General features: G+C 34.4%; 15 protein-coding genes, 1 pseudogene and 1 other annotated feature. Of the genes and pseudogenes, 15 read left to right on the plus strand and 1 reads right to left on the minus strand.

Going from position 1 to position 16,421, the window contains the following annotated elements:
- Position 1: 1 nt before the first annotated feature.
- Positions 2 to 667, plus strand: coding sequence for a tRNA (guanosine(46)-N7)-methyltransferase TrmB (gene trmB, locus R4B61_RS05210; RefSeq protein ID WP_413627210.1), 666 nt, complete (start codon positions 2 to 4; stop codon positions 665 to 667).
- Here trmB and R4B61_RS05215 read toward each other — a convergent pair.
- Positions 648 to 968, minus strand: coding sequence for a hypothetical protein (locus R4B61_RS05215; protein WP_413627211.1), 321 nt, complete (start codon positions 966 to 968; stop codon positions 648 to 650). The two genes, trmB and R4B61_RS05215, sit on opposite strands and share 20 nt — an antisense overlap.
- A gap of 97 nt (positions 969 to 1,065) precedes the next feature.
- Between R4B61_RS05215 and R4B61_RS05220 the strand changes: the two genes are divergently transcribed.
- The 14 genes and pseudogenes from R4B61_RS05220 (at position 1,066) to rplT (ending at position 16,409) form a co-directional block, all read left to right on the plus strand.
- Complete coding sequence (locus R4B61_RS05220; protein ID WP_413627212.1) at positions 1,066 to 1,392, plus strand: thioredoxin family protein; 327 nt, start codon at positions 1,066 to 1,068, stop codon at positions 1,390 to 1,392.
- A gap of 24 nt (positions 1,393 to 1,416) precedes the next feature.
- Positions 1,417 to 2,055 (plus strand): YtpR family tRNA-binding protein, encoded by a 639-nt coding sequence (gene ytpR / locus R4B61_RS05225; RefSeq protein WP_413627213.1) that lies wholly within the window; start codon positions 1,417 to 1,419, stop codon positions 2,053 to 2,055.
- Between the two features lie 48 nt (positions 2,056 to 2,103).
- On the plus strand, positions 2,104 to 4,497 hold the full coding sequence (locus tag R4B61_RS05230; protein ID WP_413627214.1) for a DNA translocase FtsK: 2,394 nt from the start codon (positions 2,104 to 2,106) through the stop codon (positions 4,495 to 4,497).
- Positions 4,498 to 4,583: 86 nt separating this feature from the next.
- Positions 4,584 to 5,912 (plus strand): UDP-N-acetylmuramate--L-alanine ligase, encoded by a 1,329-nt coding sequence (gene murC / locus R4B61_RS05235; RefSeq protein WP_413628301.1) that lies wholly within the window; start codon positions 4,584 to 4,586, stop codon positions 5,910 to 5,912.
- A gap of 88 nt (positions 5,913 to 6,000) precedes the next feature.
- Positions 6,001 to 8,697 (plus strand): DNA polymerase I, encoded by a 2,697-nt coding sequence (gene polA, locus R4B61_RS05240; protein WP_413627215.1) that lies wholly within the window; start codon positions 6,001 to 6,003, stop codon positions 8,695 to 8,697.
- A gap of 15 nt (positions 8,698 to 8,712) precedes the next feature.
- On the plus strand, positions 8,713 to 9,555 hold the full coding sequence (gene mutM / locus R4B61_RS05245; RefSeq protein WP_413627216.1) for a DNA-formamidopyrimidine glycosylase: 843 nt from the start codon (positions 8,713 to 8,715) through the stop codon (positions 9,553 to 9,555).
- Positions 9,548 to 10,120: a dephospho-CoA kinase gene (gene coaE, locus R4B61_RS05250; RefSeq protein ID WP_413627217.1), complete on the plus strand. Its 573-nt coding sequence runs from the start codon at positions 9,548 to 9,550 to the stop codon at positions 10,118 to 10,120. The genes mutM and coaE overlap by 8 nt, the downstream gene beginning before the upstream one ends.
- Positions 10,121 to 10,124: 4 nt before the next feature.
- Positions 10,125 to 10,629, plus strand: a pseudogene (gene nrdR / locus R4B61_RS05255) (transcriptional regulator NrdR); the annotation flags it as partial.
- Between the two features lie 561 nt (positions 10,630 to 11,190).
- The gene (locus R4B61_RS05260; RefSeq protein ID WP_413628302.1) at positions 11,191 to 11,952 is read left to right on the plus strand and encodes a DnaD domain protein; all 762 of its coding nucleotides are present in this window, start codon (positions 11,191 to 11,193) and stop codon (positions 11,950 to 11,952) included.
- Entirely contained in the window at positions 11,945 to 12,886 is a 942-nt protein-coding gene (gene dnaI, locus R4B61_RS05265; RefSeq protein ID WP_413627218.1) for a primosomal protein DnaI, read from the plus strand. The genes R4B61_RS05260 and dnaI overlap by 8 nt, the downstream gene beginning before the upstream one ends.
- 255 nt (positions 12,887 to 13,141) lie before the next feature.
- Positions 13,142 to 15,076, plus strand: a complete 1,935-nt coding sequence (thrS, locus tag R4B61_RS05270) for a threonine--tRNA ligase (RefSeq protein ID WP_413627219.1) — start codon at positions 13,142 to 13,144, stop codon at positions 15,074 to 15,076.
- Between the two features lie 41 nt (positions 15,077 to 15,117).
- Positions 15,118 to 15,244: a sequence feature (ribosomal protein L20 leader region), on the plus strand.
- 42 nt (positions 15,245 to 15,286) lie between these two features.
- Entirely contained in the window at positions 15,287 to 15,793 is a 507-nt protein-coding gene (gene infC, locus R4B61_RS05275) for a translation initiation factor IF-3 (RefSeq protein ID WP_413627220.1), read from the plus strand.
- A 33-nt stretch (positions 15,794 to 15,826) separates the two neighbouring features.
- Positions 15,827 to 16,021, plus strand: a complete 195-nt coding sequence (gene rpmI, locus R4B61_RS05280; protein ID WP_413627221.1) for a 50S ribosomal protein L35 — start codon at positions 15,827 to 15,829, stop codon at positions 16,019 to 16,021.
- 34 nt (positions 16,022 to 16,055) lie between these two features.
- Positions 16,056 to 16,409 (plus strand): 50S ribosomal protein L20, encoded by a 354-nt coding sequence (rplT, locus tag R4B61_RS05285; protein WP_413627222.1) that lies wholly within the window; start codon positions 16,056 to 16,058, stop codon positions 16,407 to 16,409.
- The last annotated feature ends 12 nt before the right edge of the window (positions 16,410 to 16,421 follow it).

Consider the following 16,421-nt stretch of genomic DNA (forward strand, 5'->3'; position numbering starts at 1 on the left):
AATGAGAGTACGAAAAAAGAAATGGGCCGTTCCTTATATGGAGGAACATTCAGAATACGCAGTTAACGAACCTGAAAATTATCGTGGAAAATGGAGTAGTAGATTTAAAAAGTCAGCTCCAATTCACGTTGAAATTGGTTCAGGAAAGGGTCAATTCATTGTTGGGATGGCGAAGAAACATCCAGAAATCAACTATATTGGAATTGATATTCAGGATTCAGTTTTAGCAATGGCCGTTAAAAAGGCGGTTGATGAAGGGTTAGATAATTTACAACTAGTTTTAACCGATGGGGCTGATGTTGATACTTTATTTGATAAAGGGGAAATTCAAAAATTATATTTAAACTTTTCCGATCCTTGGCCAAAATCAAGACATGAAAAGCGTCGTTTAACTTATAAAACGTTCCTGAATAGTTACCAAAATATTTTGCCTAATAATGCTGAACTTGAGTTTAAAACTGATAATCGAGGATTGTTTGAATATTCATTGGTTAGCTTAAATAACTTTGGGATGGACTTTGAGTTGGTTAATCTAGACCTTCACCATAGTAGTGAAGAGGTTATTGCAGATAACGTACCAACTGAATATGAAGAAAAGTTCAAAGAAAAAGGCCCAATCTATAAGATTGTGGCCCGATTTAATGAAACTAGTCGAAAAGAGAACTAATCATTTTTAAACTATAAATTTCATTTGAATCAATATTGAATAAAAAGGTGTAAGTTTCCTTGGTTTTTTCATCTGCTTTCTTGATGTTAACTCCACCAGGATATTCTAAACCAGCAGAATTATCAAAATCTATCCAATATCCATTGATATTTTCTTTTCCAAATTTTTGGTTAAGTGCTTGGATTAGGTTGAGTCTAATTTTCTTTTGTTGATTTTCTTTTTGTTGTTTCTTTGAGATTAAGTAAGTGGTGGTTCCGATGGCTGATAAAATTGCGGACATGATAATTTTTTTGTTTAACATTTTGTTAGTCCTTTCTTTGTTTTTGAAGACTATTATATAACAATTAAATTGTTTATGTTCTATAATTGGGAAAAAGATATGAATAAGGAGAGTTATTATGAACGAATTAGAAATTATGGATATTAATGAATTAAAAGATGAGTTAAAAGAAGGAAAGTACATTCTATTTTTCACTGCGGACTGGTGTCCAGATTGTAACTTTATTAAACCAGCTATGCCAGAAATTATGGCTGATTTTCCCGATTTTAAGTTTATAAAAGTTGACCGTGATGATAATATTGATTTATGTAAAGAAATGGATATTTTTGGAATTCCTAGTTTTGTTGGTTACGAAAATGGTCAAGAAACTGGCCGTTTAGTTAACAAAAACAGAAAAACTAAGACAGAAGTAGAAATTTTCATTAAGTCACTTTCGCGAAAATAAACTTAATTTAGGAGTTTTTTATAAATGATGATTGTTAGTTATAACCCCCAACAAATTGGAGATACTTTAGTGATTGTTTTAGGACCAGACAATGGTAAACAATCATATAAACGAGTTGATGATGTCACACAAATTATTGACGCAGCTGGAAACGTAATTGGTTACAATATTTTTAATGTAAGTAATGTTTTACCAGAAGTTAAAAATGAAAATGGTCAAGTTCAACTAACTGAACCACAAATTGCTACATTAAATCAGTTAATTGTTGATGCTGGTTTTAAAGCAGAACTTCCCGTACATGTTCCATCAAAGTTTATGGTTGGATATGTAAAATCTATGAAGGAACATCCCAAATCAAGTCATCTACACATTACTGAAACAGAGGTAGAAAATGGGGAAACACTACAAATTGTTAGTGGATCACCTAATATGCAAGAAGGTATTAAAGTTGTAGTTGCCGAAGTTGGTGCAATGATGCCTAGTGGGTTAATCATCTGGCCAAGTAAACTTAAAGACGTTGAAAGTAATGGGATGATTTGTTCTGGTCGTGAATTAAAAATTCCAAATGCGCCTGATCAACCAGGAGCAATGATTTTACCTGATTCGTATGAAGTGGGTAAGCCATTTGATTTTAAAAAAGCACAAACACTTTTTAACGAATAGTCTCTATTCGTTTTTTTCATGCAGACATTTTTGATTAAGGTGAATTAGATGGATCGCTATGATGGACCAGCATTTTTCCGAAAATACGCTAAGGAAAAAATGCTTTTTAATGAACAAAAGCACAATTATTTTAGTACCAAGCGAAATGAAAGTACTAAAAAAGAAACCAAAAATAAGAAGACACATACTGAAACAAATGGATTTAAAGAGGAGATTGCCAAAAAATCCTCACTTAATCTAGTGCAAAAAACACAGTCGTTTACGCCAAGAAGTAGTTACAAGGGAAACGATTATTATAATCCAATTAATAGCAATCAAATTAGTGGTGTTTATCGACGGGCTATCAATGTTCTTGAGAAAAAAGACGATGATTTAATTTTATTTGATTTTGACAATCATGAGATTCATACAGACAGCACTAATGTAGTTAATGAATCAGCTTCGGACGATGCCACTGTTGATTCAGTTGCTAATAGCGAAGTTACTACTAATCCGGATGTTAATGATGTAACTACTGGTACAAATTTTGCAAACGTATCTGAGTTTGATGGACCAACTGAAGATTCGCTTCCTGCTTCAGCTGAAAATGTACCTAATTCTGATGAAGCGAATGACAATTCAGATTCTATTTCAGCTGATAATTCGGTTGAAGCTGGCCAAGTTGACTCATCAAATCTAGATAGTTCGGAAATTTATGAAAACGAAAATGAAAACGGTGTGGATAACTCTGAATCGAGTGAAAAGAAAACCGTTAAAACAGGTACTTTAGGGCAATCATTATCTGATATTTTTAATGATGAAAATGGTTTAGCAGATCATTTATCTTTGTTTAGTGATTCAGGAAACCAAGTTGTTGAAAAAGGAACCACCGGCAAAGAATTATCAGAAAAATCAGCTGACGAAGTAGATCAGGTTGAAGATGAAAATGATGAAGAAAGTTTTGATTCAAATAATCAAGAAATTGGTGATCAACCGGAAAAGGTTGAAAAACAGCAACCTACTTATGAAATTGCTAATAATGACAGGGGTTATCATTTTCCAGATGCCAGTTTGTTAACGTCACCGGTTAGTGAAGTTGATGAAAATATGGATAATTGGATTATGCATCAAGCAGAAACTTTAGATAAAACGCTGAGTGCTTTCGGAGTTAATGGAAACGTCGTTGACTGGACGAATGGACCAACGGTAACTCAATTTCAGATTAAATTAGATTTAGGCGTTAAGGTTAATAAAATCACTAACTTAACGGATGATCTTAAGATGGCGCTTGCTGCAAAAGATATTCGAATTGAAGCTCCCATTCCAGGGAAATCAACAGTTGGAATTGAAATTCCTAATCAAAAACCCCGCCCGGTCATGCTATCAGAGATATTAGAATCAAAAGCCTTTAATGATGATAATTCGGTTACCGGGATTGCTATGGGAGTAGATATTGAAGGAAGTCCGGTTACAGCTAACTTAGGAAAAATGCCTCATGCTTTAATTGCAGGAGCTACCGGGTCAGGTAAAAGTGTTTTCATTAATAGTCTATTATTATCTTTACTTTATCGTGCAACTCCTAAAGATTTACGGATGATATTAATCGATCCCAAAGCAGTTGAATTAGCTCCATATAACGAAATCCCTCATTTATTAGCTCCAGTTATTTCTGATCCTAAAGAGGCATCTGCCGCGCTCAAGTGGGTTACTGCCGAAATGGATAATCGTTATGAAAGATTAGCTGCTGCTGGGGTTCGTAACGTTGAACAGTATAATCAAAAAGCAGTTCAAGCGGGTCGAGATGCTGATAAACTACCATATATATTGGTTGTGATAGATGAGTTAGCTGACTTAATGATGGTTGCCTCCAGTGAAGTTCAAGATTATATTGTTAGAATTACTCAAAAGGCGCGAGCAGCAGGGATTCATTTGATTGTTGCTACGCAGCGTCCTAGTGTTGATATTGTTACTGGGGTAATCAAAAATAATATTCCAACCAGAATTGCGTTTATGGTTTCCAGTCAAGTTGATTCAAGAACCATCATTGATCAAGCTGGGGCAGAGCGTCTAATTGGAAAAGGGGATATGCTTTACTTAGGTAATGGTGCTAATAAGCCAGAACGACTTCAAGGAGCATTTGTAACTAATCAAGAAGTAGAAAAGATTACTGATTACGTTAGAAGCCAGGGCGAAGTACGTTATGAATTTGATCCTAAGTCGTTGTTACATCGAATTGATCAAGCTAGTAAGCACGATGACCTTTGGAAGAAAGTTTTAGAATATATTTCAACGGAAGATAATGTTTCTACTTCTAAATTACAACGGGTCTTTTCAATTGGATATAATCGATCAGCGACAATTATTGACGATTTAGAAAGAAATAACCTGATTTCTGGTCAGCATGGTTCCAAGCCCAGAGATGTTTATATAAATAGTGATGATTTTGATAAATTAAATATTTAATTTAGTCAAATTATCTAAAAATGGTATCATGGAGTTAATTATACTTTGAGGAGTTTTTTAGAATCATGACAAAAACAGATATTAAAATTGATAAAAATACTACTTACTATTTTGTAGGAATTAAAGGTACTGGAATGAGTGCCATGGCCCTAGTCGTTAAAGATATGGGATGCATGGTTGAAGGATCAGATATTGAAAAATATACCTTTACGCAAAAGGGATTAGAAGATGCGGGAATTAAAGTCCAAAACTTTAATCCTGATAACTTAAAACCGGGAATGGCCTTGATTGTAGGAAATGCTTTTCCAGATGATCAAGAAGAAGTTGTTAAAGCAAAAGAAATGGGACTTCCCGTTTACCGTTATCCAGAGTTTTTAGGTGAATTAATCAAGGGATATACTAGTATCGCTGTTTGTGGAGCCCATGGAAAAACCAGCACAACTGGTTTGTTAGCACATGTGCTAAGTGGAATTGCTCCTACTGACTATTTAGTGGGTGATGGAACTGGTAATGCACTTCCAGATGCTCGTTTCTTTGTCTATGAAGCAGATGAATATCGCAGACACTTTATGCCAACTTATCCTGATTATGCAATCATGACTAATATTGATTTTGATCATCCAGATTACTATAAGGGAATTGATGACGTGTTTGATGCCTTTCAAACATTTGCTACCCACGTTAAAAAGGGAATTTTTGCTTGGGGTGATGATCCATACCTTGATAAAATCAAAGTTGACGTTCCTATGTATTACTATGGAACTAATGATACTGATGATTTTAGAGCGGTTGATATTAAACGAACCACTTCTGGTTCTACTTTTACCGTTGTTTTCAGAGGAAAAGAGTTAGGTCGTTTTGAAATTCCACTATTTGGCGAACATAACGTGTTAAATTCACTTGCAGTTATTGCAGTTTCATACTTTGAAGAAGTTGACTTAGATGAAATTCAACGTGAATTGCTAACCTTTGCTGGAGTTAAGCGTCGTTTTTCTCAAATTAAAGTTGGAGATATGACCGTCATTGATGATTATGCTCACCATCCTTCCGAAATTAAAGCTACTTTGGATGCTGCTAGACAAGAATTTCCTAATAAGAATATTATTGCTGTTTTCCAGCCACATACATTCAGTCGAACGATTGCATATTTGGATGAGTTTGCGGAAACACTTTCTAAAGCAGACGATGTTTACGTTACTAAAATTTATGGCTCACCTCGCGAAAAGACAGGTAACATTAGTAGTCAAGATTTAGTAAACAAAATTCCTAATAGCCAATTGATTACAGAAGATAATGTATCTCCACTATTGGATTATCAAGATGCCGTAATTATTTTTATGGGTGCCGGTGATATTCAAAAGTATGAAAGAAGCTATGAAGAATTACTTAGTCATTTAAGTAAAAAAATAAATTAAATCAAACTAAAGTATGGCGGAAGTCATGCTTTTTTTTGCTAAAAAAAGAGTGTTAAAATATAACCAAAGATAACTGGAGGAGACCCGAATGACCGAAAAAAAATTAGTTTTAATTGATGGGAATTCATTAACGTACAAAGCTTTTTTTGCTTTATATACATCAATTGATCGTTTCACCAATCAAGATGGCCTGCATACAAATGCAATTTATGGGTTTAATCGAATGTTAGATGATGTGTTAGCTAAGCAGCAACCGACTGATGTCTTGGCTGCTTTTGATGCAGGGAAAAAAACGTTTCGTAATAAAATGTATGATGGCTATAAATCAGGGCGAGCTAAAATGCCCGACGAACTAAGAGAACAGTTTCCCTTTGTTTTAGATTTATTAAAAGCCCGTGGAATCAAAACTTACGAATTAAAAAATTATGAAGCGGATGACATTATTGGAACCACTGCAAGATTAGCTGATGAAGCAGGATATAAAGTTGAAATTATCACTGGAGATCGTGATTTAACGCAGCTATGTTCCGAAAATGTGACTGTCAATGTTTCTAAAAAAGGTGTTAGTGAAATTGAGGCTTATACACCAGAATACGTTGAAGAAAACATGGGGATTCGTCCTGATCAAATTATTGATATTAAGGGATTACAGGGAGATAACTCTGATAACTATCCTGGAGTTGAAAAAGTGGGTCCCAAAACAGCCATTAAGTTAATTAAAGAGTATGAATCAATTGAAGGAATTTACCAAAACATTGATAAGATTAGTGGAAAAAAATTAAAAGAACATTTAGTTAATGATGAAGAACAAGCTTATTTATCAAAGAAATTAGCTACTATCGACGTTTCTGCACCAATTGAAATTAAATTGAGTGATTTGCAGTATCAAGGTCCGCAATCAACTGAATTAATTGATTTTTATAAAAAAATGAATTTTAAATCATTTTTACAATCAATGACTACGGAAAATGGTGATTCCCAAATGGGTGCAGATCTTCCGGAAGTTGAGTACACCACCTTAACTGCTGATAATCTTTCTGAATTGGAAGCGTTAGAGGGAGAAGTTGTTTTTAATCTTGAGTTGGATGATGAAAATTATCACCAAGCTAATCAATTGGGATTTGTAATTGGAAATCAATCTAATTGGTTTGTAAGTCAAGATTTAACCTTATTAAATGAACCTGAAATTCAAAATTTACTGGAAGATAGTTCTGTTAAGGTAGATGTTTTTGATACAAAAGCCCAAATTATTGGTTTGAGAAGAAATGGATTGCATCTTAGCGGAATCAATTTTGACTTACTGCTAGTGTCTTATTTAATCAACACGTTAAATAACGAGGATGATATTGGTGAGGTTGCCAATCGTCAAGGGTATTACGGCGTCCTTCCTGATGAAGATGTCTATGGTAAGGGTAAAAAGTTCAAGGTTCCTGAACCAGATGAGTTGTTTCAACATATGGTGCGCAAAGCATTAGCAATTAGTTCTTTAAAGGAACAACTTTTAAGCGAGTTAGAAAAGCACCAACAATCCGAATTATATAGAAAAATGGAATTACCTTTAGCTGCAGTTTTAGCAGAAATGGAATTTCAGGGTATTGCGGTTGCTGCTGCAACTTTAGATGAATTAAAAAGTAAATTTACCGAAAAGGTCGATGAATACCAACAAAAAATCTATGCAGAAGCTGGGACAGAGTTCAACATTGGTTCTCCTAAACAGTTAGGTAAAATTTTATTTGAAGAAATGGGACTTCCAGCAATTAAAAAAACGAAGACCGGTTATTCAACTGCAGTTGACGTTTTAGAACAACTGGCTCCTAATTATCCCATTATTGAAAATATTTTAAACTATCGCCAACTTACTAAGTTAATTTCTACTTATCTAGATGGTATTAAAGCAGATATTGGTAGTGACAATAAGGTTCATACTAGATATCTGCAAACCTTGACCCAAACGGGACGTCTATCTTCAGTTGATCCTAACTTACAAAATATTCCAGTTAGAACTGAAGAAGGTCGCAAAATCAGAGAGGCATTTATTCCTAGCCATAAAGGTTGGAAATTATTTTCTTCTGATTACTCGCAAATTGAATTGAGAGTATTAGCAGCAATTTCTGGTGATGAACATATGAAAGCTGCGTTTGCTAATGATGAAGATATTCATGCGGTTACGGCACGAAAGATATTTGAACTTGATCAAGATGCAGAAGTTACTCCCGACTTACGGAGAAAAGCCAAAGCGGTTAATTTTGGGATTGTTTATGGGATAAGTTCATATGGATTGGCCCATAATACGGGAATCTCAAATCAGGATGCAAAACGATTTATTGAAAAATACTTCATTGAATATCCTGGGGTCAAAAAATATATGGATGATTCGGTTGAATTTGCTAAAGAACATGGCTACATTGAAACCATCTCGCATCGCCGCCGCTACATTCCAGAGATTAATTCAAAACGATTCCAACAAAGACAATTTGCGGAAAGAATTGCGATGAATTCACCAATCCAAGGGAGTGCCGCAGATATCATCAAAGCAGCGATGATTAAAATGCAAGCAGTCTTGCGAGAAAAAGGATTTTCAGCTAAAATTCTTTTACAAATCCATGATGAATTGATTTTAGAGGCACCAGAGTCAGAAATTGAAGTTTTAAAAGATTTAGTTCCTAAAGTAATGGATTCAATTATGCAAACCGATGATTTATTAAGTAGTGCTGTCAAAAACTTTGATGTTCCTTTAAAAGTTGATAGTCATTCAGGATCAAATTGGTACGTTATTAAAGAATAAGTAGGGGTGGAGAAAATGCCTGAATTACCAGAAGTAGAAACAGTTAGAAAAGGATTGACCAAATTAGTAGTTGGATTAAAGATTAATTCTGTTGAAGTTTTATATCCTAAAATGATTAACTTGCCTGCTCCGGAATTTGAAAATCAGATTGCAGGAAAAGATATTGTACAAATCGACCGTAGAGGTAAATACTTATTGTTCCGCTTGAGCGATGATTTAACCTTGGTATCTCATTTGCGAATGGAAGGAAAGTATGAAGTCGAAGCGGAAGGGACGCCTCGTCCTAAGCATACTAACGTCGTATTTCATTTAAACAATGGCTGTGAGCTCTGGTATAAAGATACTAGAATGTTTGGTAAGATGGCATTGGTAAAAGACGATGAGGTTTTTGCTTTGTCTGGTTTAAATAAAATTGGACCGGAACCTACAGAATCCGATTTGAAATTTGATTATATGAAAGAAATATTACTTAAATCACATCGGAAAATTAAATCATTTTTATTGGATCAATCAAAAATTGCTGGATTGGGAAATATCTATTGTGATGAAGTTTTATGGATGTCCAAGATTAATCCAGAACAAGCAACTAACTATTTAAGTGATGCTGAAATTAAGTTATTGAGAAAAAATATTATTGCTGAAATTAGTGCGGCAATAAAAGGTCATGGGACTACCGTTCATTCTTATTCCAATGCCTTTGGTGAAGCGGGAGAATTTCAAAATAAACTACATGCTTATGGTATGAAAGATGAACCTTGTAGTAGATGTGGAACTAAAATGGTGAAAATTAAGGTAGCACAAAGAGGAACAACTTATTGTCCCAAGTGCCAAGCAGTTCATGGTGATTTAAGTGAGTAAAATAATTGGTTTAACGGGTGGGATTTCTGTTGGAAAGACTATGGTTGCAAATCTTTTTCGTGAGCATCAAGTTTTAGTGATTGACTTAGATGAGATTGTTCACGACTTAGAAGATAACAACGAACAGTTAATTAATGAAATTGCCAAAGAATTTGGCCCTGGAGTTTTAAGTAATAATAAAATCGATCGAAAAGCTTTAGGTAGAATCGTTTTTGGAAACCACTTTAAGTTAAAAAAATTAACTAATATTATTAATCCGTATTTACTACGGGAGATAAATCAGCAATTAACAGGAGACTTGGTCATTTTAGATGCGCCAACTCTGTTTGAAAATGCACTTTATAATTTTGTTGATGAAATTATTATGGTGACTTGTGATCAGTTAATTCAGCTGAAACGATTGATTAATCGAAATCAAATTTCAATTAGTAAAGCGAATTTACTGATCAATAGTCAATGGCCCAGCATGATTAAACAACAATTATCTGATTATGTGATTGATTCAACGTTTGGAATTGATTCTTTAGAGAAACAAGTTAATCAATTGTTAAACAAATTGAGGTGAAAAAATGAAATGTCCAAAGTGTCGTCATTCGTCATTGAAAGTCTTAGAAAGTAGACCGATTGACGAGGGAAATGAAATTAGAAGACGGCGGCAATGTAATAATTGTAACTATCGGTTTACCACGTTTGAGCGAATTGAAGCTACTCCACTATTGGTTATTAAAAAGAATGGTAATCGTGAAGAATTTAGTTCTGAAAAAGTACTCCGTGGGATTATTCGTTCGTGTGAAAAACGACCGGTTTCGCTAGAACAAATGAAAAAGGTTGTTAATGAAACAAAGCAAAAAATTGAATTGCAAGATAATGGTAGTCATGAGGTATCAAGTGATGAAATTGGGCAAGGTGTAATGCAGGGCTTAAAGGAAATTGATGAAATTGCCTACATTAGATTTGCAAGTGTTTATCGACAATTCAAAGATATGAATGAATTTTATTGTAAAATGAAAGAATTAATGGGTGATAACTCTGAATCAAGAGAAAATAATGATGGAAAATAACAAAAAAATTAATCCTAAATCCAAATTTAAGATTTTGAAGAATGACCATTTTAGCCAAATTGATTTGGTTTCTTTGGGGAAATTATATTTGCCGATAATTGGTTCGGAGGCCTATGCTTTAGTTAATTTTATGTGGCTTGAAAGTGAAAAAGAACATGAATTCTTTGAAATTATGTCTAGTTTAAGTTTCGATGGAGAACTTTTATATAATTCGCTATTAAAATTAGAGGGTACTGATTTATTAAAGACTTTTGTTGATTCGGATGAAGAGACCTACCTAGTGTTGATTCCACCGCTATCAGCTACTAACTTTTTTAAAAGCGGATTATTGAGTGAGTTTTTGTTAGAAATTGTGGGCGAGACTAAATATTTGGATTTAGCGAATACCATGCTGCCAAAACGTTTCAATGTGGGAAGTATGGACGATCAAACGCATAATTTTCTCCAAGTTTTTTCAATTGATAGCCAAAAACTGACGGATGTACCAGATGTTATTAGCAACGTTCAAAGTTCAATTGAAAAGGCATCTTCAACTTCAGATGAAACAATCACTGATAATTTAGATTTCAATCTAATGTTGAGTATTTTAGAGAATTCGTACGTCAATATTGATGATGTTAAAAAGAACCATCAACTGTTTATTTCTACTAAGGTGTTGTATGGCATTAGTGAGGTGACGTTGGCTAAATATGTAGAACAAGCCACGAATCTCAATAATAATCATTTTGATGCACAAAAATTTAAAGTGATTGTTTCTAGAAATAACGAGATTAAACGAAATGTAGTTTCTAATGAAATCCATGACGAAAAAAAGGATAATCAAACCCCAATCACTAACCTAAGTCAGCAAGAACAAGCTCTAGTTACGAGCGCGAAAAGTATTGCTCCTTTAGTTTTTTTAAATTCAATTAAGCAACAAAAGGGGGGCTTTACAACTTCAGGTGAAGAGCGGATTATTTCTAATTTAGTTGATAAGATGGTATTAAAAACTGATGTGATTAATATTTTAATTTACTCCTTGTTGGTTGATAATGATTATCCGACGTTAAATAGAAACTTAGTTGATACAATTGCAAATGATTGGTCACAATCTAAAATCACAACCGCGGAGCAAGCTCTAAATCAAATTAAAACTAGAGATCAGAAGATTTCAAAGGAAAAGGCCACTAAACAAAGAAATCGTTCTCGAAAACAATTGAACGTAAAAGAAACGTTGCCGGATTGGGCCAAAAATTCTGGCAATAAAAACGTAAAGAATACACCAATTAGTTCTGAACAAAAAATATCAATCGAAGAAAGATTGAAAGAATTAAATCGAAAGAATCGAGGTGATTAGATTGGAAAATCTTGGTAAGAATATGAAAAAAATGTTAAATAAATCTAATTTAAATAATTCATATCAGCAAATTTTACAAAAGGTATACAACGACGAAGATGTTAAAAAGTTCATTAATGAGCATCGAAGTGAGTTGACGGATGTTGCAATTAAAAAATCAGCTTCTAGTTTATATGAATTCATTAATAAACGAGATAATATGAAAAATGGTCGAGATCAATACGCTAAGGGGTATGAACCTCGTCTAGAAATTAACAATCATTTAATTGAGGTTACCTATCAACCTACGCAAGCAATGCTGCAAGCGGCACAACAACAAACCATTAAGAATAATGTGCAGGCAATTGGTTTAGCAAAAAACTTAAAAGATGCCAAGTTGGATGACTTTTATCAAGAGAATGAACGAATTGATGCCTTAAATAATGCCCTTAATTTTATATCTAAATATGAAAATAGTTCGAATGGATTTGAACAAGGGATATACTTATCAGGTAGTTTTGGTGTCGGTAAATCTTATTTATTAAGTGCGATTGCAAATAAATTGGCAAATGATAACGTCAAATCAATGTTTATTCATTTTCCTTCCTTTGCCACTAAAATGAAAAGTTTGATTGGTTCTGGAAATAATTCTGTGGCAGATGAATTAGATCGAGTTAAAACGGTTCCAGTGTTAATGATTGACGATATCGGAGCTGATTCCATGTCGACTTGGATTCGTGACGAAATTTTGGGTGTTATTTTAGAATATAGGATGCAAAATCAACTACCAACTTTTTTCAGTTCTAATTTTTCTATGGAGCAATTAGAAGAAGAACACTTAGCTGTCAACGCTAAGGGTGATTACGAACCCTTAAAAGCAAAACGTTTGATGGAAAGAATTCATTTTCTGGCTCGTCCCATTGAAATGGGTGGAGAAAACCGAAGAAATCGCTAGTTAATTTCTTGACATTTATATATATGGTAGTAGAGTAATGGTAAGGACATGAGTTATAGATGAATTCACAGAGAGAGCACGGTTTCTGGAAAGTGTTCGTTGGAGTTATTAACTTACCACCTTATTAAATTAAAATTAAAAATGTGGTTAACAAAGTGTGTTTATCAAGTTGATAAACGAATTTGGGTGGAACCGCGTCAGATGACGTCCCTGGTATATTTTATACTGGGGACTTTTTATTTAGGAGGGAAAAGTATGTTAAGTTTTGAATTTCCAGATGGAAACCAAAAAGAATTTGAAAATGGTGTTACGGTTGAAGATATCGCAAAATCAATTTCAATTAGTTTAGCTAAAAAAGCAGTTGCTGGTAAGATTGACGGTCAAATCGTTGATGTAATGCAACCACTTGTTTCCGGAGGTAAAATTGAAATTATCACTTCTGGTTCTGATGAAGGACTTCAAGTATTAAGACAAAGTGCAGCCCAACTTTTAGAAACGGTTGCCAAAAAACAATTTGCTGGAATTAAGATTGGTATCATTTCATCTGATGACGATGGTTTATTTGTAGATACTGATAAGGCAGAACGTCAAATTAGTGCCGATGAATTAGAAGACCTCGCTAGTCAAATGAAACAGGTTATTAAAAACGATGCAACTGTAAAGCGTGTATATCTAGATAAAGCTGCTGCATTAAAAGAAGTTGAAAATGATCCTTACCAAACTAAGTTAGTAGAAGCAATTGATTCAGATAAAGTTCTCTTCTACAGCATTGCGGATGTTTTAACCTTTGCGCAAGGCGTCGTTGCACCAAGTCTAAAAGACTTGAAGCATTTTAAATTACTTTCTGTTGCAGGTGCATATTGGGAAGGTAAATCTTCAAACCCAATGCTTCAAAGAATTTATGGAACTGCTTTTTATAAAGCAGCTGACCTTGAAGCTGACTTGAAGATGCGTCAAGAAGCTAAAGAACGTGACCATCGTGTGATTGGAAATAATCTTGATCTCTTCTTTGTTGATCCAAAGGTTGGAGCAGGTTTACCATACTGGATGCCAAATGGTTCTACGATTCGTCGTACAATTGAAAGATACATTATTGATAAAGAACTTGCTAACGGATATCAACATGTTTATACTCCAGTTTTAGCAAATCTTGATCTTTATAAACAATCTGGACACTGGGATCACTATCGTGAAGACATGTTCCCACCAATGAAAATGGATGAAAACGAAGAACTTGAATTACGTCCAATGAACTGTCCTTCTCACATTCAAATTTATAACCACCACATTCGTTCATATCGTGAATTACCACTTCGAATTGCTGAACTAGGAATGATGCACCGTTATGAAAAATCTGGTGCACTTAGTGGTTTACAACGAGTTCGTGAAATGACTCTAAATGACGGTCACACTTTTGTTGCTCCAGATCAAATCCAAGATGAATTTAAGAAGATCCTTAAATTAATGATGGATGTTTACAACGACTTTGATATTGATAACTACACATTCAGATTAAGTTATAGAGATCCTAAAAATACCGAAAAGTATTTTGACGATGATGAAATGTGGAACAAGGCTCAAACAATGCTTAAGGGAGCAATGGATGAACTTGGTTTAGATTATGTTGAAGCAGAAGGTGAAGCAGCCTTTTATGGTCCTAAGCTAGATGTTCAGACTAAAACTGCAATGGGTAATGAAGAAACCCTATCAACTATTCAACTTGACTTTATGCTTCCAGAACGTTTTGACCTTCACTACATTGGAGAAGATGGAAAAGAACATCGTCCAGTTATGATTCACCGTGGTTTAGTTTCAACGATGGAAAGATTTACTGCGTACCTAATCGAAATGTACAAAGGTGCTTTCCCAACTTGGTTAGCTCCAAAACAAGTTGAAATCATCCCAGTTAGTGATGAAAAATATGGTGATTATGCACGTAAATTAAACTCTAAATTAACTGCAATCCAACTTCGTTCACACGTTGATGATCGTAGTGAGAAGATGGGTTACCTAATTAGAGATGCACAAACTCATAAGGTTCCATACACTCTAGTTATTGGAGAAAGTGAAGTTAAAGATAACACTGTATCTGTACGTAAATACGGTGAAGATGATACTAGAACAATGTCTGTCGATGACTTTATTAAAGAAATTTTGAATGATATCGAAAACTATTCACGTGAAAACTAAAAATAGTTTGACAAATCAGATTTAAATTGATATGATTAAATAGTTAAAAGCAGAGGCTTCCCGCTTCTCGCCTTAGTAATTTCCATTGCTGGGCTATACGAATGAAGTACTTATCTTTTTGGTAAGTGTAGCGGGTATCCATCTGGGTATCCGCTATTTTTCTGCTTTAAATTTACTTGGAGGTGAATCACTATAGCAAAGAGAGATCAAATGGTCAATGAAGGCATTAGAGTTCATGAGATGATGGTTATTGACGACAATGGTAATAAGCTTGGACTTAAGTCCAAAAAAGAAGCAATTGAGATTGCAGAAACTGCAAATCTTGATTTAGTTCTAGTTGCTCCCAACGCTAAACCGGCAGTTGCTAAAATTCTTGATTACGGTAAATACCGTTTTAATCAACAAAAGAAAGAGCGAGAAGCTCGTAAGAAGCAAAAAACGGTCAGTGTTAAGGAAATTCGTTTAAGTCCTACAATCGATACTAACGACTTTAATACTAAGCTTAAGAATGCACAAAAATTCTTAACTAAAGGTGAAAAAGTTCGTGTATCAATTCGTTTTAAGGGACGTGCTATTACACATAAAGAAATCGGTCGTGATGTGTTAAACAAAATGGCTGATGCACTTTCAGATATTGCTACTGTCACTCAAAGAGCAAAAATGGATGGCCGTAGTATGTTCTTAATGCTTGCACCAAGTACTAACCGAAAAAGCTAGACTAAAGGCTTAATTAAAGAGGAGGATATTAAGATGCCAAAAATGAAATCAAATCGTGCGGTTGCAAAGAGATTTAAGAAAACCTCTAAGGGTGGAATTAAAAGTGCGCACGCATTTACTAGTCACCGTTTCCATGGTAAGACTAAGAAACAACGTAGACATTTACGTGGAACACATACTCTTAACAAAATTTGGGTTAAGAACTACACTGATTTATTAAGAAAATAAGAAATTTTAATTTACAATCTAGGGGGATTTTAATATGCCACGAGTAAAAGGTGGAACTACCACACGTAACCGTCGTAAACGTATTCTTAAATTAGCTAAGGGATACCGCGGTGGTAAACATCGTCTTTTCAAGACAGCTAAAGACCAAGTGATGAAATCACGCACTTACGCTTTCCGTGACCGTCGTAACAACAAAGGTAACTTCAGAAAACTTTGGATTGCTCGTATCAATGCCGCTGCAAGAATCAACGACATTAGTTACAGCAAACTTATGCATGGATTAAAAGTTGCTAACATCGATATGAACCGTAAGATGCTTGCTGATTTAGCTGTTAATGATCCAGAATCATTTGCTGCTTTAGTAGAACAAGCTAAAAAAGCACTTTAATTTTAAACTTTA

The sequence above is a fragment of the Fructilactobacillus vespulae genome, from assembly GCF_047324295.1.
Taxonomy (GTDB): domain Bacteria; phylum Bacillota; class Bacilli; order Lactobacillales; family Lactobacillaceae; genus Fructilactobacillus; species Fructilactobacillus vespulae.

What these genes read in the sequence shown, in the direction of transcription:
- polA (WP_413627215.1), top strand. Translation starts at nt 6,001, where the DNA reads ATGACCGAAAAAAAATTAGTTTTAATTGATGGGAATTCATTAACGTAC.
- rplT (WP_413627222.1), top strand. Translation starts at nt 16,056, where the DNA reads ATGCCACGAGTAAAAGGTGGAACTACCACACGTAACCGTCGTAAACGT.
- thrS (WP_413627219.1), top strand. Translation starts at nt 13,142, where the DNA reads ATGTTAAGTTTTGAATTTCCAGATGGAAACCAAAAAGAATTTGAAAAT.
- rpmI (WP_413627221.1), top strand. Translation starts at nt 15,827, where the DNA reads ATGCCAAAAATGAAATCAAATCGTGCGGTTGCAAAGAGATTTAAGAAA.
- trmB (WP_413627210.1), top strand. Translation starts at nt 2, where the DNA reads ATGAGAGTACGAAAAAAGAAATGGGCCGTTCCTTATATGGAGGAACAT.
- mutM (WP_413627216.1), top strand. Translation starts at nt 8,713, where the DNA reads ATGCCTGAATTACCAGAAGTAGAAACAGTTAGAAAAGGATTGACCAAA.
- infC (WP_413627220.1), top strand. Translation starts at nt 15,287, where the DNA reads ATGGTCAATGAAGGCATTAGAGTTCATGAGATGATGGTTATTGACGAC.
- R4B61_RS05220 (WP_413627212.1), top strand. Translation starts at nt 1,066, where the DNA reads ATGAACGAATTAGAAATTATGGATATTAATGAATTAAAAGATGAGTTA.
- R4B61_RS05215 (WP_413627211.1), bottom strand. Translation starts at nt 968, where the DNA reads ATGTTAAACAAAAAAATTATCATGTCCGCAATTTTATCAGCCATCGGA.
- R4B61_RS05260 (WP_413628302.1), top strand. Translation starts at nt 11,191, where the DNA reads ATGTTGAGTATTTTAGAGAATTCGTACGTCAATATTGATGATGTTAAA.
- ytpR (WP_413627213.1), top strand. Translation starts at nt 1,417, where the DNA reads ATGATGATTGTTAGTTATAACCCCCAACAAATTGGAGATACTTTAGTG.
- R4B61_RS05230 (WP_413627214.1), top strand. Translation starts at nt 2,104, where the DNA reads ATGGATCGCTATGATGGACCAGCATTTTTCCGAAAATACGCTAAGGAA.